Origin of the sequence: Psychrobacter sp. BI730 (assembly GCF_013414195.1) — a bacterium.
Lineage (GTDB): Bacteria > Pseudomonadota > Gammaproteobacteria > Pseudomonadales > Moraxellaceae > Psychrobacter.
Genome location: NZ_JAATTV010000003.1, coordinates 253,481 through 277,816, shown reverse-complemented (window position 1 = coordinate 277,816; position 24,336 = coordinate 253,481). Strand labels below are relative to the sequence as shown.

The window sequence follows — 24,336 nt, the reverse complement described above, 5'->3', positions numbered from 1 at the left end:
AAGCAGAGTTATGAAAATACGGTCGCTCTTGCTTGTGCTTATATCTGGCTCAAATTATGAATGTTCAACACGCCCTAATACAAAGTGTAACTATTTATTATAATTTGTATTAGTATTATTACTAAATGTTCAATACTGACTATATACTAATAGTTTTGTATGAACAAAGAGATTTACATATTTTTCTTAATTAAACGTCAACTTAGCTCTTTAAAACTAATAGCGGAACTCAATCAAGCTCACTACACTTATCGAAAAATGTCGGTAGTAATTTTCAGGTTAAATAACGGACTTAAATATAATTAAAAGAGCTAAATAGCAATATCAACATAGGTTTGCGTTACATGACATAATATTCATAGAGAGCAATAACAAAAAAACCGCTAAGCAAAAGCTTAACGGTTTTTTTTATTACCTTTCTAAAGTTTACTGATTTTTAGCATAGACTGGTAATTCTGCACAAATCGCTTCTACTTTAGCGCGTACTTCAGTAGCAACCGCTTCATCACCGCGACTGTCTAGTACGTCACAGATCCAACCTGCCAACTCACCCGCTTGTGCTTCGTTAAAACCGCGAGTAGTAATCGCTGGCGTACCGATACGGATACCAGAAGTCACGAATGGTGATTTTGGATCGTTTGGTACAGCATTTTTGTTGACAGTGATGTGTGCTTCACCAAGCCATTTGTCCGCTTCTTTACCCGTCATTTCTTGCTTAACGAGACTGATCAGCATTAGATGGTTTTCAGTACCGCCAGAGATGACTTCATAGCCGCGCTCTTGAACTACTTTTGCCATTGCTTGCGCGTTTTTCACTACTTGCTGCTGATACGTTTTGAAGTTATCTTCTAACGCTTCTTTAAAGCAAACCGCTTTTGCCGCGATGACATGCATTAACGGGCCACCTTGGTTGCCTGGGAATACAGCTGAGTTTAGCTTTTTAGCCAATACTTCATCACGTGCCAAAATCATACCTGAGCGTGGGCCACGTAGAGTTTTGTGCGTCGTCGTTGTAACCACATCAGCGAAAGGTACTGGGTTTGGATAAACACCGCCAGCAACTAGACCAGCAACGTGAGCCATATCGACCAATAGATATGCACCTACTTCGTCCGCGATGTCACGGAAACGCTGCCAATCAACTACTTGTGAGTATGCTGAGAAACCCGCGATGATCATTTTTGGCTTATGCTCACGCGCCAAGCTCTCTACTTGATCATAATCAATAAGGCCAGTGCCATCTACCAATCCGTACTGTACGGCATTGTAGTTCAGACCTGAAAAGTTGATGTGTGCGCCATGGGTCAAGTGACCACCCGCATCTAGGCTCATGCCTAGTACAGTGTCATTTGCCTCTAACAATGCTAAAAATACGGCTGAGTTTGCTTGGCTACCAGAATGTGGCTGAACGTTCACATACTCTGCACCGAACAACTCTTTAGCACGGTCAATAGCCAATTGCTCAACTACGTCCACATGCTCACAACCACCATAGTAACGCTTGCCAGGATAGCCTTCTGCGTATTTGTTGGTAAGGTCAGTACCTTGTGCTTCCATCACTGCTTGTGAGCAGTAATTTTCAGAGGCGATAAGCTCGATATGGTTTTCTTGACGAACGCTTTCTGCGGCCATCGCTTCAGCAAGTACTGGATCAAAATCTTTGATAGAAATATCTTTAAACATAGTGATGTCCTAAGTAGTGACTGTCATTAAAAAACGTCATTGAAAAGAAGCTTATAGCCTGCCCACAATAAAACAACTACTGCGTCAACGTCGCTGAAGTACTATTAATACCCCTGCACGCTGTTTTTCTGCAGTCTGTTTTATGGTATGACCATTATTGTGAATGGAGTCTATTAGCAAAGATTGAAATAAGAATAAATACAGGCGACTCACCTGTTATTAACTTGACTGATTCGTCAATAAAATCGATGTACATTTGCATCGATATCATCGCGAAAGATTAAGTGTAACATGAAAATTTGTGCTGTGAGCGCAAAAAAACCTCACCTTAAGATGAGCGAATTAAATGACTATATAACACAGATAAATAGCCAATAAAATAAAGGATTTACCCGCTGAGAATTTTCACTTAACCGCTTTTTTGTATTAATAAAGGCATAAAAAAATTTACAGCTCGTTAGATGAAAATGCAGGTAAGAACGTTTCGCTAATCATGAGCGTGCGACCATGCCAGTCATAACGCGTTTGTCGTTGCCAACCGTCACTGGTATGACTGATAAAACGCTCATTTGGCAAGGTACGGCGACGCTTAAATAAAACGTAGCCGATAGGTGTGTTTTTCAGATGCTGAAGACGACGAGACTGACCTTTTAAACTGTTTAAAGGAAAGATGCTCTGTGCTTGCACCCATGGCATGTCATCATTGCCATATAGCTGCACTTCCCGTACCCATGCGAGTACTGGACGATTTAGCATCATGCCTCGTATACCCAGCTGCTTTTTTTGACCTAAAGTCAGCGAACGATAGCCTTCAAAGCTGCGTTTTACGCGCAGCGGCTGCCCTGCCTTCTCTTCTAATATCGCAGTGAGAGAACCTTCAGCAGTTAGCCAAGGTAAGAGTTCAGTAGGAGGTAGGTCATTGGTAGAACTAAAAGAATTGCTGGTCATAGTTTATGGCTAGTATTTTTTAAAGAGTGTTTAACATTTAAAAGGTACATACGAATAAAAGCAGAGTGAGTCACAGCTGATTACCGTTATGAACCAATGCTATGAGTCACTATCATCAAATTCAGGCATATTGTCAGCATTAAAAGGCAGAGCTTCAAAAGCCTGCTGACGATACTGCGCCATATGCTCACGATCTCTAGCACAAAAATCGCCAATCGCCGGTACAAAACGCGGATCATAGATACGGTGGATAGAATGTGTCGTCGTTGGGATAAAACCACGTACTAGCTTATGCTCGCCTTGCGTACCAGGATCAAAAGATATCAATCCTTGCTCAATAGCAAACTCAATACCTTGGTAGTAGCACAGCTCAAAATGCAAGCTGTCATATTCACCGAGCGCACCCCAGTAACGACCATATAAGGTGGCATTATTATCGCCACCAACATTGTCACCACCAACATTGTCACCACCAACATTGTCACCATCAGCCTTGTCGCTATCAGGTCTGTCATATAAGAACAAACTACTCGCGATAATCTCACCACTGGCGTCGAGTGCTTGTGCAAGCATTATATGCTCAGGCATGCTCACTGCCAATGCCATAAAAAAATCTATCGTCAAATAAGGCTGCTGTCCGCGTACTGCATAGGTCATCACATAACAATGATAAAAAGCCTTCCAGTCTGCGTCGCTAATAGCATCGCTGCACTTGCGCTGGCAACTAATGCCCTGCTCGGCAACTTTACGGCGCTCAGCCCGAATGGTTTTACGCTTTTTAGCTTTTAAGGTCATCAAAAACGCATCAAAATCTGCAAATGGCTTACTGTCATTAAGTAAGTCTTTATTTTGCCATAAGAACTGGCAGCCTTGACGCTCAAATATCGGTAGCTCAATAGCAGCTGATTCTACGCCGCTTTCTTGAGCCGCTATCGCATGCTCTACATCAATTTCAGTTGGCATAGATGTGGTGGCGATAGAGGCAAGCTCAGGTGTCACAAACAGTCCATGCCAGCTTGAGGCGCCCACTTGTTGAGCGATATCATCGATACCTGCGATGGCTGTTTTGAGGATATCTTCATTTAATACTTCACTTTTTGCCAACCAAATCCTTTGACCAGTAATCGGTGTATATGGTGCGCTAGTGACCAATCGCGGATAGTAATCAACGCCATAGCGCGCATAAGCTTCTGCCCATGCATGATCAAATACAAACTCACCACGATGATGACCTTTTATAAATACTGGCATGACAGCCACAGGTTGCAATGTATTTTTTGCTGTGCTATCTACTAAGGTATCGGTGCTCTCTTGACTATTGGCACTATTAATAGCGCCTGTGACACGATGTACCAAAATAAATATTGGTAGCCATCCCGCCTGCTCACCAATTGCTCCGGTGTCAGTCAACGCTTGCCAAAAAGCAAATGACATAAAAGGGGTATCTGGCGTCTGCCACTCTGTTTGGCTCTGCCAGCTGGTATCATTAATCAGCGCATACTCTAAACTCATATTCACCGTCACTATTATAATCGCGATATATTTATCGATAACCAATCTATTGATGACCTAGACTAGCAAATTTTTACGTCATTGCTGTCACAATTTGCAAAAACTTATCCGCACCCAATAGAAAACCACCAACGATAACGCGGGTGGTTTGTAAGAATGCGCTCATGGGCAGTAAGATCAATATAAAACGTCATGAAAAAACAGTAGTTGTATGGAAAAGATGATATCGAAGCCGATGACTGGTAGAATAAGGTTGTTATTAGCTTAGTATAATTCGAAACCATAGGATACGAGCTAAAACAGTATACTTAGTTCATGGTATACGATTGACATCCTATCGGATTTATAGTGGATTGATTATAATGTAGCGTCAGTGATTCACTTTTAGGCAGTTTTGCACCGACCGTTAACGTGTTGCCTTTAAATGCTTTTTTCATGAATATTATTAAAAGAAAATGTCTGACCTGTCTTAAAAATTTCTAAGAAGCTACATATGAAGTACTTGTTCTAACCATATCATGGATTATTGCATAGTATCATTGACGCATATTCAACACTATATTTGAGCTTTATTATTAACTACAGCCTAAAGGAAGATCTAACTAAAATGTCAAAAATTATTTATACAAAAACTGACGAAGCCCCAGCGCTGGCGACTCTGTCGTTCTTACCTATTGTCGAAGCATTCACTAAAACGGCAGGCGTTGAAGTTGAAACCAGCGACATCTCTGTTGCAGCGCGTATATTGGCCGAATTCCCTGAATACTTGACCGAAGAGCAACGTGTTCCTGACAACTTAGCTGAGCTAGGTCGTCTGACTCAAGATCCAAACACCAATATCATCAAACTGCCAAACATCAGTGCTTCTGTACAGCAGTTAAAAGCCGCTATCAAAGAGCTACAGAGCAAAGGCTATGCTATCCCTAACTTCCCAGAAGATCCACAAACTGACGAAGAAAAAGAGCTACGCAAGCGCTATGGCAAAAGCTTAGGCAGTTCAGTGAACCCAGTACTGCGTGAAGGTAACTCAGATCGCCGCGCTCCTAAAGCCGTCAAAAACTATGCACGCAAGCATCCACACTCTATGGGTGAGTGGAAGCAATGGTCAAGCACGCACGTATCACACATGCATGGCGGCGACTTCTACGATGGCGAGCAATCTATGACATTAGATAAAGCTCGTACAGTACGTATGGAGTTGTTACTTGATGACGGTACTCAAAAAGTATTAAAGCCTAAAATTGCTTTGCTTGATAAAGAAGTCATCGACCTGATGGTCATGAGCAAAAAAGCACTATTAGAGTTTTATGAGCGTGAAATGGAAGATTGCCGCGAAGCTGGTATCTTGTTCTCATTACACGTAAAAGCAACCATGATGAAGGTCTCGCATCCTATCGTCTTTGGTCATGCGGTTAGAATCTACTATAAAGAAGCCTTTGAAAAACATGGCGCTTTCTTTGATGAGCTAGGTATCAACGTCAACAACGGTATGGCAGATTTATACGACAAGATCTCAACGCTACCAGCTTCAAAGCGTGAAGAGATTGAGCGTGATTTACATGCGTGTCAAGAGCATCGCCCACGTCTGGCCATGGTTGACTCTTCAAAAGGTATCACCAACTTCCATTCTCCAAGTGATGTAATCGTTGATGCTTCTATGCCAGCGATGATTCGTTCAGGTGGTAAAATGTGGGGTGCTGATGGCAAAATGTATGACTGTAAAGCCGTCATGCCAGAGTCTACCTTTGCTCGTATTTACCAAGAAATGATCAACTTCTGCAAATGGCATGGTAACTTTGATCCAAAGACCATGGGTACCGTTCCTAACGTTGGCCTAATGGCTCAAAAAGCTGAAGAATATGGCTCGCACGACAAGACTTTTGAGTCTAGCGATGCTGGTATTGCACGTATCGTCGATATTGATACTGATGAAGTATTACTCGAAAAACGTGTTGAGAAAGGTGATATCTGGCGCATGTGTCAGGTTAAAGATGAGCCTATCCAAGACTGGGTAAAACTTGCCGTACGCCGTGCTCGTGAATCAAATACGCCTGTTATCTTCTGGTTAGACCCATACCGTCCACATGAGAACGAGCTAATCAAAAAAGTTAGAACGTATCTAAAAGATCACGATACTACTGGCTTACATATCGAGATTATGTCTCAGGTTCGTGCGATGCGTTATACCCTAGAGCGCGTTACTCGTGGTCTAGATACTATCTCTGCGACCGGTAACATCCTACGCGATTACCTAACTGACTTGTTCCCTATCCTAGAGCTAGGTACCAGTGCCAAGATGCTATCAGTTGTACCATTAATGAAAGGCGGCGGTTTGTTTGAAACTGGTGCTGGTGGTTCTGCACCGAAGCACGTTGAGCAGCTGACAGAAGAAAACCATCTACGTTGGGATTCACTTGGTGAGTTCTTGGCCTTGACGGTATCGTTGGAGCATCTAGCAAACAACGATAACAATGCTAAAGCTCAAATCTTGGCAGACACGCTAGATACAGCAACAGAAAAACTGCTACTAAACGATAAGTCGCCATCACGTAAAACTGGCGAGCTCGACAACCGTGGTAGCCATTTCTATCTAGCAATGTACTGGGCAGAAGAGCTTGCAGCGCAAGATAAAGATAGCGAGCTAAAAGCGCAATTTACACCATTCGCGCAAAAGCTAAAAGAGAACGAAGAAGCTATCGTTAAAGAACTTAACCAAGCTCAAGGCAAGCCAGTAGATATCAAAGGCTACTACTATGCTGATGAAGAATTGGCTAAGAAAGCAATGCGTCCAAGCGCTTTGTTTAACGAGACATTGGCATCGCTATAATTTTAAGCAACTGCTCTTAAACCATTAAGCCTAATCGCTTTTGGTTTTTATACCTAGCAGCGATTAAGCAAGTTTAAGTCTTAGTAAAAAACACCTCAACCGTCTTAGAACGTTGGGGTGTTTTTTTGTGTTTTCTAAAAGTTTTATAAAGAGTGAAATAAAAAAAGCCGCCTATATAAATAGGTGGCTTTTAATACATAGTAATAAAATAGAATGCTTAGAGTTTAAATAGTCTTAGGCTTCCATATGCTTAATAATCGCCTTACCAAACTCAGAAGTACTCAGTAAGGTAGCATCTGGCATCAGACGCTCAAAATCATATGTGACTGTTTTATTGGCAATCGCACCTTGGATACCGCTAATGACAAGATCAGCTGCTTCCGTCCAACCCATATCACGAAGCATCATCTCAGCAGACAATATCAATGAGCCTGGATTTACTTTATTCTGACCAGCGTACTTGGGCGCAGTACCGTGCGTCGCTTCATAAACAGCGATCGCGCCGCCTTTGTTTGCACCAGGCGCGATACCAATACCGCCTACTTCAGCCGCCAATGCATCAGAGATATAGTCACCATTCAGATTAAGCGTTGCTACTACAGAATAGTCTGCGGGACGCATCAAAATCTGCTGCAAAAACGCATCAGCGATGACGTCTTTAATAATAATATCATTACCTGTTTTTGGATTTTTCATAGTCATCCATGGACCGCCATCTAATAACTCTGCACCAAAACGCTCTGCCGCTAGCTCATAGCCCCAATCCTTGAATGCGCCTTCAGTAAACTTCATGATATTGCCTTTATGCACTAGAGTCACGTTTGGCAAATCATTATCGATGGCATGCTGAATCGCTTTGCGTACCAGACGTTGTGAGCCCTCTTTTGAGACAGGCTTGATACCGATGCCGCAGTCTTCAGGGAAGCGAATACTGGTCACACCCATCTCATCTCTTAAGAAATTGATAACTTTTTTGGCATCATCGCTGCCCGCTTTCCACTCGATACCTGTGTAGATATCTTCTGTGTTTTCACGGAAGATAACCATATTCGTCAGTTCTGGATGCTGTACTGGACTTGGTACGCCCTCAAACCAACGTACGGGGCGTTGACATACGTATAGGTCGAGGTTTTGGCGCACTGCGACGTTTAACGAACTAAAGCCACCACCCACTGGCGTGGTCAATGGACCCTTGATACTAATGACGTAGTCTTTTAGAATCTCTAGCGTCTCGCTTGGCAAATAATCGCCGTCATATACTTTCGCTGCCTTTTCACCAAGATACGTCTCCATCCAAATGATAGACTTCTTGCCGTGATACGCTTTATCAACCGCAGCATTGACTACTTTTATCATGACAGGCGTGATATCTACACCGATTCCATCACCTTCCACAAACGGAATGATCGGATGGTTGGGAACATTTAATGTTAAATCTGCGTTTACGGTCACTTTTTCGCCGTCTCTTGGCACGATAACCTTATCATATGACATCGATGATACTCCTTGGTTGTATGTTGGACGTCGCAAGCGAACTAGACACTTTGTTATGCTAACCGTTTTATTATAGTTGTAACGCTCTGGGCGCTTATCGGTTAAGCAAAGCTTTGATGAGTACGACACTTGCGGCATTGATTTAAACAATGTTAAAAATAGCTCGAAGCTAAAAAAATTAAAATAGAGACCCAAACAATGATTGCCGCTTGCAGATAGTAGATAGTAGATAGTAGATAGTAGATTTTTCTATATCAGAAATATAAATACCACTATTAGAATACGGATTTAGGATAACAGCAAATCTATACAAGCGCTGTCCTACTTTTGTAGCAGGTCATGTAGCATACAGCACATTAAATATATCGCCTTTAGTCTTGTCGCTTAATACTAGCTCTGCATCACAAAACATACGTTACAATGATTCATTGTCCATCAAAAACCAGGAAACACCTTTTTATGTCTACGTCTAGTCTCATTCTATTCAACAAGCCTTATGGCGTGCAAAGTCAGTTTAGAGATGACAGTAATAACGACCACGCCACCCTATCGCAATACTTTACCGATAAGGATTTGCGAGTTGCTGGTAGGCTAGATGCCACTTCAGAGGGCTTGCTGATTTTGACCGATAATGGTCGCGTTAATAAAGCAATTACTCATCCGCCAAAAGCCAATGCAGGGCGCAAACAAGGTAAAACTTACTTAGTGCAAGTAGAAGGAACGCCTACTGCTGAGCAAATCAATAAGCTTAAACGTGGCGTGGTTTTAAAAGATGGTAAAACGCTACCTTCCGAGGTCAAACACGTCAGTGAAAATGAGCTACCGATGGTACTCTGGCAACGTAATCCGCCAATACGTGAGCGTAAAAGCGTGCCGGACTCATGGCTAATGCTGACAATATATGAAGGTAAAAATCGCCAAGTCAGACGTATGACAGCGCATGTCGGTCTGCCTTGTCTGCGTTTGATACGTTGGTCAGTGGCAGGGTTTGAGCTAGGTGATTTAGCTGTTGGGGAGTTTGTACGCGTTCATCTAACTAGCGAACACTTTCGTCAGCTAGGCATTTCTAGTTAGTTTAGATGGTTTTAAGCTTAGATACTGTTGATTAATTCACACTGTTTGGCTATTTAGCCACGAATATAAAGCTCTGACACTAATATATTACGACCTGTTAAACATAGTGTCTCGAACGGGTAAGGTTTATCTGCTAACATTCAGCACCTAATTGATTATGTATAATAGGTATTATCCATTTATCGTTTGGTTTTTTCACAATAGGGATATGTCATGATTGCTTCTCGTCGTTTTCTTTCGTTGGTCACTAGCATTTCTGCAGCGCTTGTATTGAGTGCCTGTCAGCCAGCAGCAGAGAACAATCAATCAATGCCTGTAGAAGAAAGCACTCCTCCAGTGAATGATATGCCACATGCTGAGCATGACGATATGGCAGACGATACTCTAACAAATGACAGCGATAACAGTGTCAGTGATGAGTCTCAGATGACAGATATGCTAAGAGACTATACGAGATCGATGACTAGAATGCATGACGAGATGATGATTGGGATAGGGTATAACGATCCTGATACCGCTTTTGCTAAAGGCATGTTGGGACATCATCGCGGCGCGGTAGAGATGGCAAAAATAGAACTCAAGTATGGCACTGACGAAGCGATGCGCCAGCTTGCTCAAGACGTCATCACGGCACAGCAAGCTGAAATCGATGTCTTAAACAAGTGGCTGGCTAGCCATCCTGATGCTGCCAAACCTAAGCCAAATACTGTGGCGATGCAGCAAGCATATGCTAAAAGCATGGAAAATATGCATGGCGAAATGACTTTGGGTGTGGCTGATCCCGTGCCTGATATGGCGTTTGCACGCGGCATGCTACCGCATCATATTGCCGCTGTTGATATGGCAAAAGTTCAGCTCGAATATGGGACAGATGAAGAGATGCGTCAGTTAGCTCAAGACGTCATTGATAACCAGCAAACTGAAATTGATGTGATGAAAAACTGGATTGCTGCGCTTGAGGCTGCAAGTAGCAACGAAGACGATAGCTCTGTAGATGAAAATATTGAGCATGAAACTACCGATAATAAGAATCCAGATAACTCAGATAATCTAGATAACAGAGCTAAAGAGCAGTAAACGTATATCTCTCCAACCTCTGACCTATCGAGCATTTAAGTTGCTTGGATATATCTACAATATTAAAAGTAATTTAAAAAAACCCTCTTCTAAGCAGTATTACTCGGAAGAGGGTTTTTTATATGGAAGGGTTTTTCGTATGGAAAGGTATTTGATATAGCATCAAAGCTACCGCTTCATAACATTAAGCCATGTCTCCCAACCTGCCTCACTTTTTAATTGCTCATTATCATTCTCTAGAGTCTTATCTTCTTTTGCTAAGCGTAGGCTTACTTTATGAGGAGGTACTGCTCCAGTCATGCCAGTTGTCTCATCTCGTAGCTTAACTTTGGTTGTCGTTTCGGGTTGAACCTGAACACACATCAGCTCATCGCGACGGAATAAATAACATTCAACAGGATGCGCTGTATTAACCAAAGTGGTAAGTTGTTTCGTATCCGCTTTGATGCCGTCAATCGCGATAATAACGTCATGTGCTGAAATACCAGCTTTAGCCGCAATACTATCTCGCATCACACGATTGACTTTGAGCCCAGCTGGCGTTTCGTTACATCGCATACCCCAAGGCACATGCTTGTCTGCCGTTTCTTTAGTATTCGCCTGTATTTTGACACCATTTGCAATGAGCAACGCTTCAATTGGCAGCTCTTCTACCCCGTTGACATAACGGCGCTCAAAATCTTCCCATTCTGCTAGCGGCATAAACTGCTCAATGACGGAGCCCATGTCAGCACTACTGATGCCAATTCGCTTACTGTCGTTCTGCTTGGCCTGAGTATAAAAAGCTTTGACCACATCAAACAAACGATAACGACCGTCGCTATTTTTGAGTAAGATTAGGTCCAAACATAGAGCTACCAACGCGCCTTTATTATAGTAACTGATACCCGCATTGCCTGTATTTTCATCAGTACGATACAGCTTAATCCAAGCATCAAAGCTCGACTCTGCCACGCTTTGATTACCGCGCCCTGGGGTCTGATAGTAGCGATTGATTTGCTCGGCTAGCAGTCGCAGATAATTGGCTTTATCAATCACACCTGACGCTTGCAACATAAAATCATCGATATAAGACGTAAACCCTTCGAACACCCAAAGTAATGGTGTAAATGCCTCACGGCGCAAATCGACATCAATCATGACATCAGGTCGTACCGTCTTCACCCACCATGAATGAAAATACTCGTGACTACATAGTCCTAAAAACCGCTGATAATCTGTACTTGGTAGCTTTGGCTCATTGGCATTTGGCAAGTCATTGCGCGGGGTAATAAGACTAGTAGAGTTGATATGCTCAAGCCCACCATAATCTTGACCGCTAGCAAAGGTCATAAACGTATAATCATCAAATGGCGCATCGCCTAACCAATCTACGTAGGTCTGACAAATCTGAGTAATATCCTGCTGTAATCGACCTAGATTGGCATTCTGCTTACCTGACAGATAAAAGCTATGATGTAGCGTCTGATGCTCATTGTCATGAATAATAAAATCGAACTTTTCTTGTTCTGCGATTTCAAATGGATAATCAATCAGCTCGTGATAATTCGTTGCCTGTAACTTATAAATATGCTGATGGCTCGCTTGCTGACGGCCTTTTTGCTGCTGATCAATCTGCAGGTGCGTAGCGTCCAAACCACAGGCCAACAGTACTTTGCTACTTTCTTTGTCTGCAAAAAATGTCTCGGGCACAATCAAGCTAACGTGGACAGGCGCTTGCTCTTGCCCTTCGACGGCTAGCGCAAGCGAAGTAAAATTACCATAAAGTCGTTGCTGATCAACGTAGGCCGTACGCACAGACAAGTCATAGCAATAGACTTCGTACTCGACGATGACCGTCTGCCCTGCTTGCACCGCTGGCAGCTGCCATGTATTTTTGTCTATTTTTTGCGCGCGATAAGTCTCTGACTGCTCGTCACTATCCGCTGTTTGAGCCTCTACTACTTGATAATGTACCGCAGTGATGTTTCGGGCAAACTCACGCATTAGATAACTGCCTGGTATCCACGCTGGTAACCAAAGCTGCGGCGCATCGGATACTGCTGTAAAGCTCAGTGATACATCGACCAAATGCTCGTAAAAACGGGTAAAATCAAAATGATAGCTTATATCAGCTATCATTTTAGCCTTAGTATCATCATGATTGGTTGAAACATTGCTCGCTGGTTGTTTAGTAGTGGTATTAGCAAATGCAGTCATCGTGTCTCTCATCCTTATTTTTATAATTATGCTAGAAGTCCTGCTCTAAAAAAGCAACTCCTAAACCATGAATAGCCAATCGCTATGCATTAACTATAGAAAATAGCAGTTATTATTGTAAATTGTGGCATTAATTGGCATTTTTTATGTTTTTTGCCTTGAAAGTTATGTGGGCCATCTCAATTAAAGATGCTAACTGCTAAAGTTACTTTAATAAACTGATGATAATTGACTAATGACGTGGCCTTTTGGCTTGCAGATTGGCTTTTTTAGGTTTATTGCAACCGTATTTAATTTTTTACATAGATATATTTAGGATATTTTATGACTACTATCGCAAAAGACACTGCCGTCAAATTCAATTACACACTAAAAGACGACGAAGGCAATATCCTTGACCAGTCACCAGAAGGTCAGCCACTTGCTTATCTACATGGTCACAGCAACATTATCCCAGGCCTAGAAGCACAATTAGAAGGTAAGTCTGCTGGCGAAAAAGTTAATGCAGTCGTTGAACCTGCTGATGGCTACGGCGAATACCAAGAGCAAGCAGTACAGCACGTACCACGTGACAACTTCCAAGGCGTTGATGACATTCAGCCTGGTATGCAGTTCCAGTCAGAAGCTGGTGGCCAAGTAATGCTAGTTACTGTGACTGCTGTAAACGATCAAGAAGTTACTGTTGATGCAAACCATCCATTGGCTGGCAAGCGTTTGACATTCGATGTTGAAATCCAAGAAGTACGTGCAGCAACTGAAGATGAACTAAACCATGGTCATGTACATGGTGCAGGTGGCGTTGAGCACTAATCTCTTCTAGAGTATAGTGAAAATAGTTAGATGATAAATTATTAAATTTATTCTCTAATCTAAAAGGTCAGTAGCCGATCAGGTTACTGGCCTTTTTTATGCGTATTTCATGATAAGTTTCGAATTAATATAAATATGATCAACTTAAATACTATCTATTTAAAGAATACGCCATAAAAATTATTAATATCCAGACGTAACAAAGCCGCATAACGACAAGCGTCATGCGGCTTTTATTACCAACCATCCATGTTAGCGTTACGTGATACCTAATCCCGGGGCATCTCATAACTGACAGGCATCCAGCCTTATCATCCTTAATCAGCAAACTACTTATCCCTAGTGCGACCTTTAAGATACCAATCCCTAGTATCAATGAACCGTTTCGTTCAATCGTGCCGTACAGTTATAGTCGCAGATTGACCCTTCGTTGGTAAGAGGTCTAAACGTCAATCTATGTAAGCATATGCTTACATAGATTACGTAACGCTATAATAACTTCACATTATAGCTTCTCTTCAGGGCTAAGCATTGTCTTAGGTTCCGCGCTGAGCATAAGGTAAGCTGCCTCATTAATGAACGCTTCATCCTCTGGTAATTCTGGACGTTCAGCGGCTTTCATACGGCTACGTTCTTCAAACTTTGCGTCCATCGCTGCTTGATAAGTATTCCAGTTAGAGTATGGACGCTCACCAGTTGCGATAAGGCGTTTGTTTTCTGCTTCTAATGAGCGTTTCTCAATTAGTTGCATTTTAGCTCGGCGGCTATTGATATCTAAACGAACAGGTTTCTTTTCATCATCCATGTTACGAATATCATTTAGCGTCGACAGATAAGTAAATTGCGGGTCTTTCTGTTGGCGAATCTTAGACTGTTGATTGAGCGTCGCCAACGTATCACTGGTAAACTTCCCTTCAGGCTTATACGGCGCCGTTCTGATCGTATCCCAAGGTAATGCTTTTTTCTGAGCGCGCTCGCCAAAGGTTGCATCATCATAGATATTGACTAACTCAACGTCTGGTACGACACCTTTATTTTGCGTACTACCGCCAGTGACACGATAAAATTTACGCTGAGTTAAGGTGGCAGAGCCTAAAGCTAAGCTATCGAGCTGAATCTGCGCAGAGCCTTTACCAGTTGTCGTACTACCAACTACCAATCCGCGACCATAGTCTTGAATAGCAGCGGCAAAGATTTCACTGGCTGATGCCGATGCTAAGTTGGTAATGACCGACATTTTGCCATCATACAACTGCTCACCACCATCATTGTCGCGATACACTTGAATATTGCCGCGATTATCACGAATCTGTACTAATGGTCCACTCTTGATAAAGAAACCTAGCATCTTGGCAACTTCATCTAATGAGCCACCAGGGTTATTGCGCAAATCAACCACTAGGCCATCGATATTTTGTTTGTTCAACTCTTTTAGCGCTTTTTCAGTATCGATACTGACGCTACGATAGTCTTCACCATTGCGACGCGCACGATAGTTTAAGTAAAAGCTTGGTATCTCAAGTACGCCAATACGCTTTGGCGTCTTATCAATATTAGGACGCTGCACTTCTACCACTCGCTGAGTAACGCCTGATTCTTCTTGCTGAATAATGTCTCGTACCACTGTGACTGTACGGGCGCTAGCATCCGGCGTGTTAGGTTGACGTAATTTCAGTGTGACCGATGTACCGCGTTTACCACGAATCAAGCTGACAATTTCACGCGTTGACCAACCAACCACGTCCGTCATGGTTTCGCCATCTTTTGCGATACCAACGATCAAATCATTGGGCTTAATCTGACCCGACTTAGCGGCTGGACCACCATCGACCAAAGTCACAATACGAGTATAGTCCGGATTTTTGCGATCTGGACGAATAGAGACACCTATGCCTTCTAACTGAAGGCTCGACTGGATTTGCAGTTCAGTCGCTTGAATCGGTGCATAATAATTACTGTGTGGATCATAGGTCAGCATTGCCGTATTTAAGATGGTTTCCATGATTTCATCATCTTTGAGACGCTTAAACTGCTCTTGTTGACGCGACAAACGATTTTGCAAAATCTCATTTGGCGTACGCTCATCGTTACGTACCAAGTCTTGCCCACGAGTGATATCTGGATTGCTTAAAAACACTTTCTCTTTGGCTTTTTCGTCTTCTTGACCGAGGGTAATACTCATCAACTGGAACTTTAGCTGACGTTCCCAGTAATCACGCTGCTCTTTTTTGGTTTTAAAATGGCCGAGTTTTTCGCGATCAAGAATGATTGTGTCATTACCTGTCAAATCAATATCTGTTTTGAGCATTTTGGTGGCCATGGCAAAGTACTCGTTTGAGCGTTTGCGGTAACGATCAAACACCTCTACCCCTGCAGATAGATCACCTTGTTTTAGGCGAGCACCAAAGTCTTCAGCATGTTTTTTCTTCAGCTCATCAACATCGGATTGCAAAAACAACGTATGGTTTGGGTCAAGGCTATCAATATACATTGATAGGATTTCGCTACCAGTCTTACTATCTAAAGGCTGATTAAGATAATGACTGCGATCCAGCAAAGCGGCTACTTGACGGGTGGTGACCTTTTGCTCAGGGGTCTGAACGAAACTTCCCGTATTGGTCTCGGCGACTGCAGTACCGTAGCTTTGGGTTAAGATAATACCGGCGATGCCCACTGACGCTGCACTGAGTAACCACTGTGCTGGTTGTTTTTTCATCATATGTACCTAGTTATTTGAAGTTAATAGTATTGGGTAATTCATCAGAATTAGAAATGCTCGAATCTGTTATGACCTATAAATGCTGGGTTTTTTATTCTTATACTTTATGCATCATTAAATACTGATATATAGTCAAAAATCAATCAATATTATCATGCGCATAAATACTGAACTGTCTCAAACTGTATAAGCAATCTTACACTCTACCTCTGTACATACCAAACTTTCTATCACTTTTATCATACATAGTAATTGAGGGCTATCCACATCGATTTGATGACTGAATCTACTGGCTATTAGCAAATTGATTTGACCCCAATAATCTGCCACATTATGCTCAATTAATAATAACTGTCATAATAAGACATCTGAACAATGACTGATAAGCGATAAGACAGCCATAGATAGATAATCAGTCACTCTCATAATATAACCATATATAAAATAATAAGGAACATGCGATGTACGGCGTTTTAATGATAGATGTTGATAGTACCGCTTTGACCGCTGAAGATGTCAGCTTGATTAAACAAGCACAGGTCGGCGGAGTGATATTGTTTGGTCGTAACGTCACAGATGCGGCCCAAGTCAGAGCACTATGCGACGATATACGTTATCACAATCAAGACATACTTATCGGTGTGGACCAAGAAGGTGGACGAGTCGCGAGGCTACGTGAAGGATTCACGCCCCTACCTGCTATGGGTCGATTGGGTGAACTATTCAATCAAGACCCAAGCCAGGCACTTAGCTGCGCCTACGATTGCGGTTATTTAATGGCAGCTGAAGTGCTGGCTGTAGGAATCGATTTGAGCTTTGCACCCGTACTGGATAGAGATGGTATTAGCCAAGTCATTGGTGACCGCAGCTTTCATCATGAGCCACAAGCCATCACTGCGCTTGCAACACAGTTTATGCGCGGTATGAAGGCAGCTGGTATGGCAACCACTGGTAAACACTTCCCCGGTCATGGTGCCATCGCTCCTGACTCGCACGTATCAGAAGCCATCGACACGCGTAGCTTGGATGAAATCATTAATAGCGATATGCAACCTTTTGCTCAAACACTACATAGTCTGGACGCTCTTATGCCAGCACATGTGATATTTTCGCAAGTAGACGACAAGCCAGCAGGATTCTCCAAAATTTGGCTACAAGATATCATTCGAGATGAGCTTAAATTTGACGGGGTACTTTTCTCTGATGATTTATCGATGGCAGGTGCAAAGGCGGCTGGTGATGTCAGTGCTCGCGTAAAAGCGGCCATTGATGCTGGTTGTGATATTGCCCTCGTATGCAATGACCGTGTGGCTGCTCATGAGGCTGCTAAAGCTGCGCAGGATCTGCCTTACCCTAACCAGCAACGTATCAAAACCATGCGCGGCAACATCCCAACATGGCAAGGCGATCTTGAATCTACCTGCCAGCAATTTGAATACTGGCAGCAAGCCAAGCAAAATGTTACTCAGACTTTTTTTAATGGGCAAGCTGATGCTCAGACTGCCAAAGCATCAATAGATCCTACTCTATATAAATAATAGCTTATTAAATTGTCATCGAGTAGCATACAAAAAACCGCACCTTTATAAGATGCGGTTTTTGTTGTTTGGCTACTACAGTCTAACTATAATCAAAATAAGAACATGTAGATTAATTGGTTGGGTCTACCGCAGTACCTTGAGTAGCATCATCACCATCTGGTAACAAGTCATCATTATTACTATCTAATGGGTTCATATCTGGGTCTAGCGAATCACTGTTTATCATCATGCCATCATTTGCGCTGACCACTTCATCATTGACCATAAATTCAATACGGCGATTGCGGAAGCGACCTTGTTCGGTTGAATTGTCCGCGATTGGTTCTGATTCGCCCATGCCTTTGGTAGTTAGTTTACTGGCATCAACTCCCTTAGATACTAGATAAGCTTTCACTGACTCAGCACGCTCCTGAGACAGCTCCATATTATAGGTATCAGAGGCTTGACTGTCTGTATGACCGACAATCATCAGCTTCATATCAGGTACGTTATTGATGATTTCTGCAGCACGGTCTAATAGCGCTTTATTGACTTCAGGTATAACCGCTTCGTCTACTTGGAAGTTAATCACCTGAATACTTAAAGCACGAGCAACATCACGTGGATCTGGGTTTTCACCTAGATTGGTCATCGCCACATCTGCAGCAGCCAGACTATCGTCAATCTCGCCTTGTAGGTCTAATGGACCTTCAGCTTGCACGGTCATGGCAGGAGCAGCTGCTTGTAGGTCGGCAACCAACTTATCCAATACGGCTTTATCAGGAGCATTCACAGTAATATTATCGCCTTTGATAATCATGCTCGCATTCGGTACATTTTTGATAATTGGTAATATCGTTGCCAATTGAGCGGATGCTGGCATATCTACTGCAAAATTATCATCAACGTCAGCACGGCATTTATTGGCTTGGTCACCAAATGCACCAGTCAAAGCATTCATAACATTGGTTTGTAATGTCTCATCACCTACGCTCATACGACAAGCATACAGCTCGCTATTTTCACCAGTTGCGATGCTCAGTGATGCAGGCTCAATCGCGCCGGCAACCGCTAGTGCCTCATTACCTTGTGCCCCTTGCTGTACTGTGGCTGCTGGTGTTGCTACAGGCTCGGGGTTTTCTTGACATCCTCTGAGTAGTGCCCAAGCCAATGCACCCAAGATAATCAAACCAATAATAGGTAGCAGTGCTTTCATAAAGCTCTCTTTTGGCTCTTCTTCTTTTTGTAGTGGCGCTGTACTGGTAGTATCAGAAATTGGTGTGCCAGCCGTAGTAGAAGTGGCAGCGACTGCACTAGCAGGCAAAACAGTACCCGCCCATGCAGGGATATGATGCTGGTAACTGTTCAGGTTGTCATTCAAAAATTGCGGAACAGGCGTAGTACCAGCCAAGCTTTTGATTTCATGAAAAGCCAATGGCGCTGCCATCGCAATCAAACCACGTGAGGCCGTTGCATCGACATTATGTTTGCCTGCCAGTTCACGAGAAATTTGGTCGCGATGTGCTCCTTCTGTCCATACACGGTCATAAAAAGCATTGTCGTCACGGGCAATGTTTTCATTAGCAAAGCGGCTAAAAGTATCATTGTCTGCAAGACGAGCAGCAAAAATGGCATAAAACTGTTCTAGTAGATTTTTCTTAGCTGGGCTACGGTCATCTTCCAATACGGCTGGGCTGACGGTGCGTGTCAAGTGGCTAATAATATCCATAATATGGCTCTCCCCTTAATTTTTATTTATATGATTCGTTTGCTCAAAAAGCAGCTATTTCATTCTTTTGTATTCAATCGTCATAGTAGTCATGGTGGCAATAAATCCATCAAACTACTTTATTTGGTTTTGATTATTATAAAATTCTTAAGCTGCTATTCACAGTCTGTACGTTGTTGTGCAAATGATACAGTAAGTAATGTTTCGGATGGCACACGTAACTATAGCCAAGCTACATGAAAAGATAGGCCATAGAAAAAGACACGCCCTATAAAACAGCGTGCCTTATAAAAACTACCTAACTTGAGCTGGTTCAGCAACGATGACTGTGTTTGCCATCTCATCCACTTCTGAAGGTGAAAAAGGTCCTGGCGGTCTGGTCGTTTGATTATTCGAAGGAAAGTTGTTGGGAATATTACTCGCGCCATTGGTAGGCAGATTGTTGGGCGCATTATTAAAACTGTTATTATTGTTAGGCAAAGGAGTTGGTATCACACGATCTCCAGTATCATCATCTGATGCTTGGTATTCGCCAGAGTTACTATTTACCCCATTATTATTGTATTGATTATTAATCCCCGCCCCATCATCTACAAACTGGTTATTTGCGTTTGCCATGTTGTTCGTAGCATCACCAATATTGCTATTATCAGGCAACGGTAATGGTGCTGTACTCTCGACCACCATCGCTGGTGCTAAGTTGCGTACTTCTGTAACCAGTTTTTGCAGCAGCATATTGTCTGGCGCCTCCAGTGTGAGACGATCATTTTGCACATGCAAACGTGCAAATGGTGTTGATCTAAGCATCGTCAAGACATTGGACAGTATTTCGGCAGGCATATTAGCGATTGTAGTTGCTACCCCATCCTGTATGTTTAATTCACAAATACTTGCCTGCTCACCAAAGCTTGTATTGAGTGCCTGTTGCAACGTGCTTTGCAGTGCAGCATCGCCAACGGTCGCGCTACAAGTGTACAAGTTACCGCCGTTGTCTACACCGACAATAAGCTCAACAGGAGTCGTTGTTGGTACAGGAGGCACGGGTGCTGGCTGTGGTTCAACAGGTACTGTGGCCGCAGGTTCTACTGGTATTTCATTATTGGGTTTCACTAATAATGCCCATGCTGCTAGTGCAAGCGCAGCTAGAGCTACTATTAATAAAAATACACGTATTAGTAGATCGTTTCGTTGATTGCGAGTGCGTACTTGTGCATGCTTTAAATTACTATTTTCTGCCAAATGGTAGGCTGCTGGATTGGCATGAATAGCATCGCTATTGGCCATCGTATCGTTATCTAACGCTTCAGTGTTTGCACGCTCAGCAGTTGATATTTGCTCTATACTTTCTGCATCATTATTCGTTGTTGGTGTGTCTATGCCAGTAGCTAAAGTAGCGTCCTCAATTCTATTCGATATGTCGTCACTTACTGGCATATGTACTGGCACATTATTATCATCTGAACCAAAGCTTTTTTGTACTTGCTGATTTACACCTTGAGTAGCCGTAATCACAGCTGCTGCCCAGATAGGTAAATATGGACGTAAAGCAGCCTGCTTCTCTTGTAAAAATGCTGGCAAAAACTGCCCATTGGCCAATACTTTTAGCTCACGATATGCCAATGGTGCGGCACTAATTAGTAGTTGCTCAGTTGTCTGCTCATCAATGTGGTGGGTGGCTGACAATTCTTGGACGATAATTTCTTGCAGGCTTTTATCTTGCCATATTTGTTCAAATAAAGGGCTTTCATTATTGCTGCTAGTCATTACTTGATCAGTACGCAGCAATTGTGAGTAAACCTGTGGCACAGCTAAACGCGCGGCCAAAACAGCATAAAATTGCTCAAGTAGACTGACATAGGCGACATTATTGCTGTCATCATTACCCATTACAGCTGGGGTTACCGTTTGTTCTAGCTGGTCAATAATGTTCATATTCCACTGCCTCTATCAGCCTTATTTGAATGTGCAAAATTGAGCACTTATTTTGTTTTTATGTACATCATTTGGAAATGTTACTTTTTAACTAAGGCCGTACTCGTAACTAGTCTGAGCATTACCTTAGTTATTGGTGTCTTCATTACCATCGCTCTAAAAGTTTCACTTATGTTGCATGGTACACTGCTACATTATTCACTATAACCGCATAAAAAAGCATCGTTTTGTCACACAATAGGTATTCGCGTTATCGCAACTGCTGTTAGTATTAGTCTATTGCTAATGGTTAGTACTTAATACGGATCAGACGTCAAACTTACTTTTTAATCAGCCGTAACGCTTAGGCTTTGAATATTGTCATTTGTAGCTTGTCATTTGTAACATTGTCACATATCAGGCACGGCCTAAGGATTTTCCTTTGTTAAACCATACGACGCTTATTATCATTATTACCGTTATTGTCAGCTTATTGGCTTGGCAAAACAAGACGCTATTTAATCGATTGATTTTTTACCCGCCAGCAGTCAACAATGGGCAATGGGATCGCTTTGTGACCCACGGCTTTATTCATGCTGATAGTATGCATTTGCTCTTTAATATGTTTACTTTGTATTTTTTTGGGCGTGCTATCGAAGGACTATATCAGCCGTTTTTATTCGGCTACGGTTTTGTGGTTTTTTATGTGTTGGCAATTATCGTTGCCATGATTCCAAGTTACGTGAAAAATAAGAACAACGCCAGTTATTTGAGTTTAGGCGCATCAGGCGGCGTATCAGCTGTGCTGTTTGCTTTTATTCTGTTAGCACCATGGGAGAGAATTTACCTCTTTGCCGTGATTCCTATTCCTGCGATACTATTTGCTGTGGCTTATATATTTTATAGTATCTATGCGGATCGACGCGGTGGCTCAAATATCAATCACATGGCTCATATGTGGGGCGGCGCATTTGGCGTTATCGCTACGATTGTTTTGGAACCAAAAGTACTACCGCATTTTATCAATGCGTTACTATCACCAGGATTTTAGACATTTTTACGTATATTAAAGCTAGCATTTTAAAGGCAGCTGTACTTTATAAATACTATTTTGCGCACATTATATTTCTACATTTGAGATTTAGTAATACATTATGATTATAGATATTATCGGTGATATACATGGTTATGCAGACAAACTGGTCGGTCTGCTGCATCAGTTGGGCTATGAGCATAACGGTCAGCATTTCGTGCCACCAATAGGTCACAGGGCGTTGTTCATCGGCGATTTGATCGATCGTGGTTCGCAGCAATTAGCCACGTTAGAGATTGTCTTTGCAATGCTAGATGCCGATGTAGCCGATGCAGTGATGGGCAACCATGAATATAATGCATTGGCATATGCCACGCGCGATCCCGATAATACTAGCCAGTATTTACGCTCGCACAACGACATCCACAGACGCCAACACGAGGCGTTTTTAGCAGAGATACCATTCGGCTCAGAGCAACATGAGTACTGGTTGCAGCGTTTATACGAAACTCCATTATGGATTGAGACCGACTACGCCTGTTTTGTACATGCTTGCTGGGATACAGATAGCATGGCAATACTAAAACCCCTTCTGACTGACGATAACTGTTTAACTCCAGCAGGTTTAATCGCGACGGCTAAAGAAGATACCATCGCCTTTGACGCTTTAGAGCGAGTACTAAAAGGGGTTGAAACAAGCTTACCTGATGGTATTGTGATGGTAGATAAAGAAGGTACTGAGCGTACACGAGTGCGAGTACGTTGGTGGCTAGATGAGCTTAATACACGCACACTTCGTGAAGTGTCTCGTGCTCCATCGTCCGCATTGGCACAAATACCGCCTGATGCGCTGGCTGAAAATATTGACTTTGAATTAAAAACTCATAAACCTGTGTTTGTCGGGCACTATTGGCTCACTGGCACACCTGAGCCACTCAGTCCACAAGTTGCCTGTACCGACTACTCTGCAGCAGTAGATAGCGGCTATCTAACATGCTATCAACTCGATACCGAACAACCATTACCATTGACAGCCCATCACTTTGTTCAGCATTATCACGATGAAAAACATATATAAAATCGTGATATCACTGCAATTAGTGCCAGACAAGTATTAAAAGTCAAACTTGGCTTTACGAGTGTAGCAAAATTTTTGTATGATGGTCTTTTTGAGGATATCCAATCATGAGCACCACGAATACTGCTGCTAACCAGAACGGTCCAATCACCTCCCCTGCTGGTCAGCCAAAAGTCGGCATTATCATGGGTTCACAGTCTGACTGGGCAACTATGAGTGCTGCTGCGCAATTGCTTGCAGACTTTGACATTGCTTTTGATTGTGAAGTTGTCTCTGCACACCGTACGCCTGATAGATTATTTGATTATGCCAAAAGCGCAAAAGACAATGGTCTACAAGTGATCATTGCTGGTGCAGGCGGTGCCGCTCATCTGCCGGGTATGTGTGCCAGCCAAACGCCGCTACCTGTCTTTGGTGTCCCCGTAAAGTCATCTATGCTGAGTGGTTGGGATAGTCTACTGTCTATCGTACAAATGCCAAAAGGCGTCGCTGTTGGCACTTTGGCGATTGGTGCTGCTGGTGCTTATAACGCCGCCCTACTTGCAATTCAAGTACTGGCATTGCATGATGTTACGATTGCTACTAAGCTCGATCAGATGCGCCAGTCTCAGACTGAGACTATTCTTGCTAGCCCAACACCAGGTATTATCAATCCTTAGGTAGATATAAGTCGATCGACTTTTATAGCAGCGTCTTTTATATTTATAGCTTACCGATTGAAG

The 24,336-nt window shown here is 42.7% G+C and carries 16 protein-coding genes; 8 read left to right on the top strand and 8 right to left on the bottom strand.

From position 1 onward, the window contains the following. Nucleotides 1–426: 426 nt before the first annotated feature. From glyA to HCZ91_RS03540, 3 genes are all read right to left on the bottom strand, one after another. Entirely contained in the window at nt 427–1,683 is a 1,257-nt protein-coding gene (gene glyA / locus HCZ91_RS03550) for a serine hydroxymethyltransferase (RefSeq protein ID WP_057758295.1), read from the bottom strand. Between the two features lie 447 nt (nt 1,684–2,130). Continuing rightward, entirely contained in the window at nt 2,131–2,631 is a 501-nt protein-coding gene (locus tag HCZ91_RS03545) for a chorismate lyase (protein WP_179798200.1), read from the bottom strand. Nucleotides 2,632–2,730: 99 nt separating this feature from the next. After that, nucleotides 2,731–4,143: a peptidogalycan biosysnthesis protein gene (locus tag HCZ91_RS03540; protein WP_179798198.1), complete on the bottom strand. Its 1,413-nt coding sequence runs from the start codon at nt 4,141–4,143 to the stop codon at nt 2,731–2,733. A 607-nt stretch (nt 4,144–4,750) separates the two neighbouring features. On the opposite strand from HCZ91_RS03540, the gene HCZ91_RS03535 reads away from it, so the two are divergent. Further along, nucleotides 4,751–6,970, top strand: a complete 2,220-nt coding sequence (locus HCZ91_RS03535; RefSeq protein ID WP_179798196.1) for an NADP-dependent isocitrate dehydrogenase — start codon at nt 4,751–4,753, stop codon at nt 6,968–6,970. A 234-nt stretch (nt 6,971–7,204) separates the two neighbouring features. Here HCZ91_RS03535 and icd read toward each other — a convergent pair whose 3' ends face one another. Then, nucleotides 7,205–8,464, bottom strand: coding sequence for an NADP-dependent isocitrate dehydrogenase (icd, locus tag HCZ91_RS03530; RefSeq protein ID WP_179798194.1), 1,260 nt, complete (start codon nt 8,462–8,464; stop codon nt 7,205–7,207). Between the two features lie 459 nt (nt 8,465–8,923). On the opposite strand from icd, the gene HCZ91_RS03525 reads away from it, so the two are divergent. Together HCZ91_RS03525 and HCZ91_RS03520 are read left to right on the top strand one after the other, a co-directional pair. Next, nucleotides 8,924–9,538: a pseudouridine synthase gene (locus tag HCZ91_RS03525; RefSeq protein ID WP_179798192.1), complete on the top strand. Its 615-nt coding sequence runs from the start codon at nt 8,924–8,926 to the stop codon at nt 9,536–9,538. 213 nt (nt 9,539–9,751) lie between these two features. Continuing rightward, the gene (locus HCZ91_RS03520; RefSeq protein ID WP_179798190.1) at nt 9,752–10,615 is read left to right on the top strand and encodes a DUF305 domain-containing protein; all 864 of its coding nucleotides are present in this window, start codon (nt 9,752–9,754) and stop codon (nt 10,613–10,615) included. A 168-nt stretch (nt 10,616–10,783) separates the two neighbouring features. Here the strand turns inward: HCZ91_RS03520 and HCZ91_RS03515 are convergent, their stop codons facing one another. Next, on the bottom strand, nt 10,784–12,736 hold the full coding sequence (locus tag HCZ91_RS03515) for a PDZ domain-containing protein (RefSeq protein ID WP_179798236.1): 1,953 nt from the start codon (nt 12,734–12,736) through the stop codon (nt 10,784–10,786). Between the two features lie 402 nt (nt 12,737–13,138). Between HCZ91_RS03515 and HCZ91_RS03510 the strand changes: the two genes are divergently transcribed. After that, nucleotides 13,139–13,624 carry a peptidylprolyl isomerase gene (locus HCZ91_RS03510; protein ID WP_057758283.1) on the top strand — a complete coding sequence of 162 codons (486 nt, stop codon included), beginning with the start codon at nt 13,139–13,141 and terminating at the stop codon, nt 13,622–13,624. 505 nt (nt 13,625–14,129) lie between these two features. Here the strand turns inward: HCZ91_RS03510 and HCZ91_RS03505 are convergent. Continuing rightward, nucleotides 14,130–16,340: a carboxy terminal-processing peptidase gene (locus HCZ91_RS03505; protein WP_102078101.1), complete on the bottom strand. Its 2,211-nt coding sequence runs from the start codon at nt 16,338–16,340 to the stop codon at nt 14,130–14,132. A 464-nt stretch (nt 16,341–16,804) separates the two neighbouring features. Between HCZ91_RS03505 and nagZ the strand changes: the two genes are divergently transcribed. After that, entirely contained in the window at nt 16,805–17,881 is a 1,077-nt protein-coding gene (nagZ, locus tag HCZ91_RS03500; protein ID WP_179798188.1) for a beta-N-acetylhexosaminidase, read from the top strand. Nucleotides 17,882–17,993: 112 nt separating this feature from the next. Here the strand turns inward: nagZ and HCZ91_RS03495 are convergent, their stop codons facing one another. Next, nucleotides 17,994–19,592: an OmpA family protein gene (locus tag HCZ91_RS03495; RefSeq protein ID WP_179798186.1), complete on the bottom strand. Its 1,599-nt coding sequence runs from the start codon at nt 19,590–19,592 to the stop codon at nt 17,994–17,996. A 294-nt stretch (nt 19,593–19,886) separates the two neighbouring features. Continuing rightward, complete coding sequence (locus HCZ91_RS03490; protein WP_179798184.1) at nt 19,887–21,524, bottom strand: hypothetical protein; 1,638 nt, start codon at nt 21,522–21,524, stop codon at nt 19,887–19,889. 421 nt (nt 21,525–21,945) lie between these two features. Here HCZ91_RS03490 and HCZ91_RS03485 point away from each other — a divergent pair, with 421 nt between their 5' ends. From HCZ91_RS03485 to purE, 3 genes are all read left to right on the top strand, one after another. Then, the gene (locus HCZ91_RS03485) at nt 21,946–22,554 is read left to right on the top strand and encodes a rhomboid family intramembrane serine protease (RefSeq protein ID WP_165598370.1); all 609 of its coding nucleotides are present in this window, start codon (nt 21,946–21,948) and stop codon (nt 22,552–22,554) included. A 103-nt stretch (nt 22,555–22,657) separates the two neighbouring features. After that, complete coding sequence (locus tag HCZ91_RS03480) at nt 22,658–23,614, top strand: metallophosphoesterase (protein ID WP_179798182.1); 957 nt, start codon at nt 22,658–22,660, stop codon at nt 23,612–23,614. Nucleotides 23,615–23,721: 107 nt separating this feature from the next. Continuing rightward, a complete protein-coding gene (gene purE / locus HCZ91_RS03475) occupies nt 23,722–24,273 on the top strand; it encodes a 5-(carboxyamino)imidazole ribonucleotide mutase (protein WP_165598368.1) in 552 nt (183 codons plus the stop codon). Nucleotides 24,274–24,336: the final 63 nt, after the last annotated feature.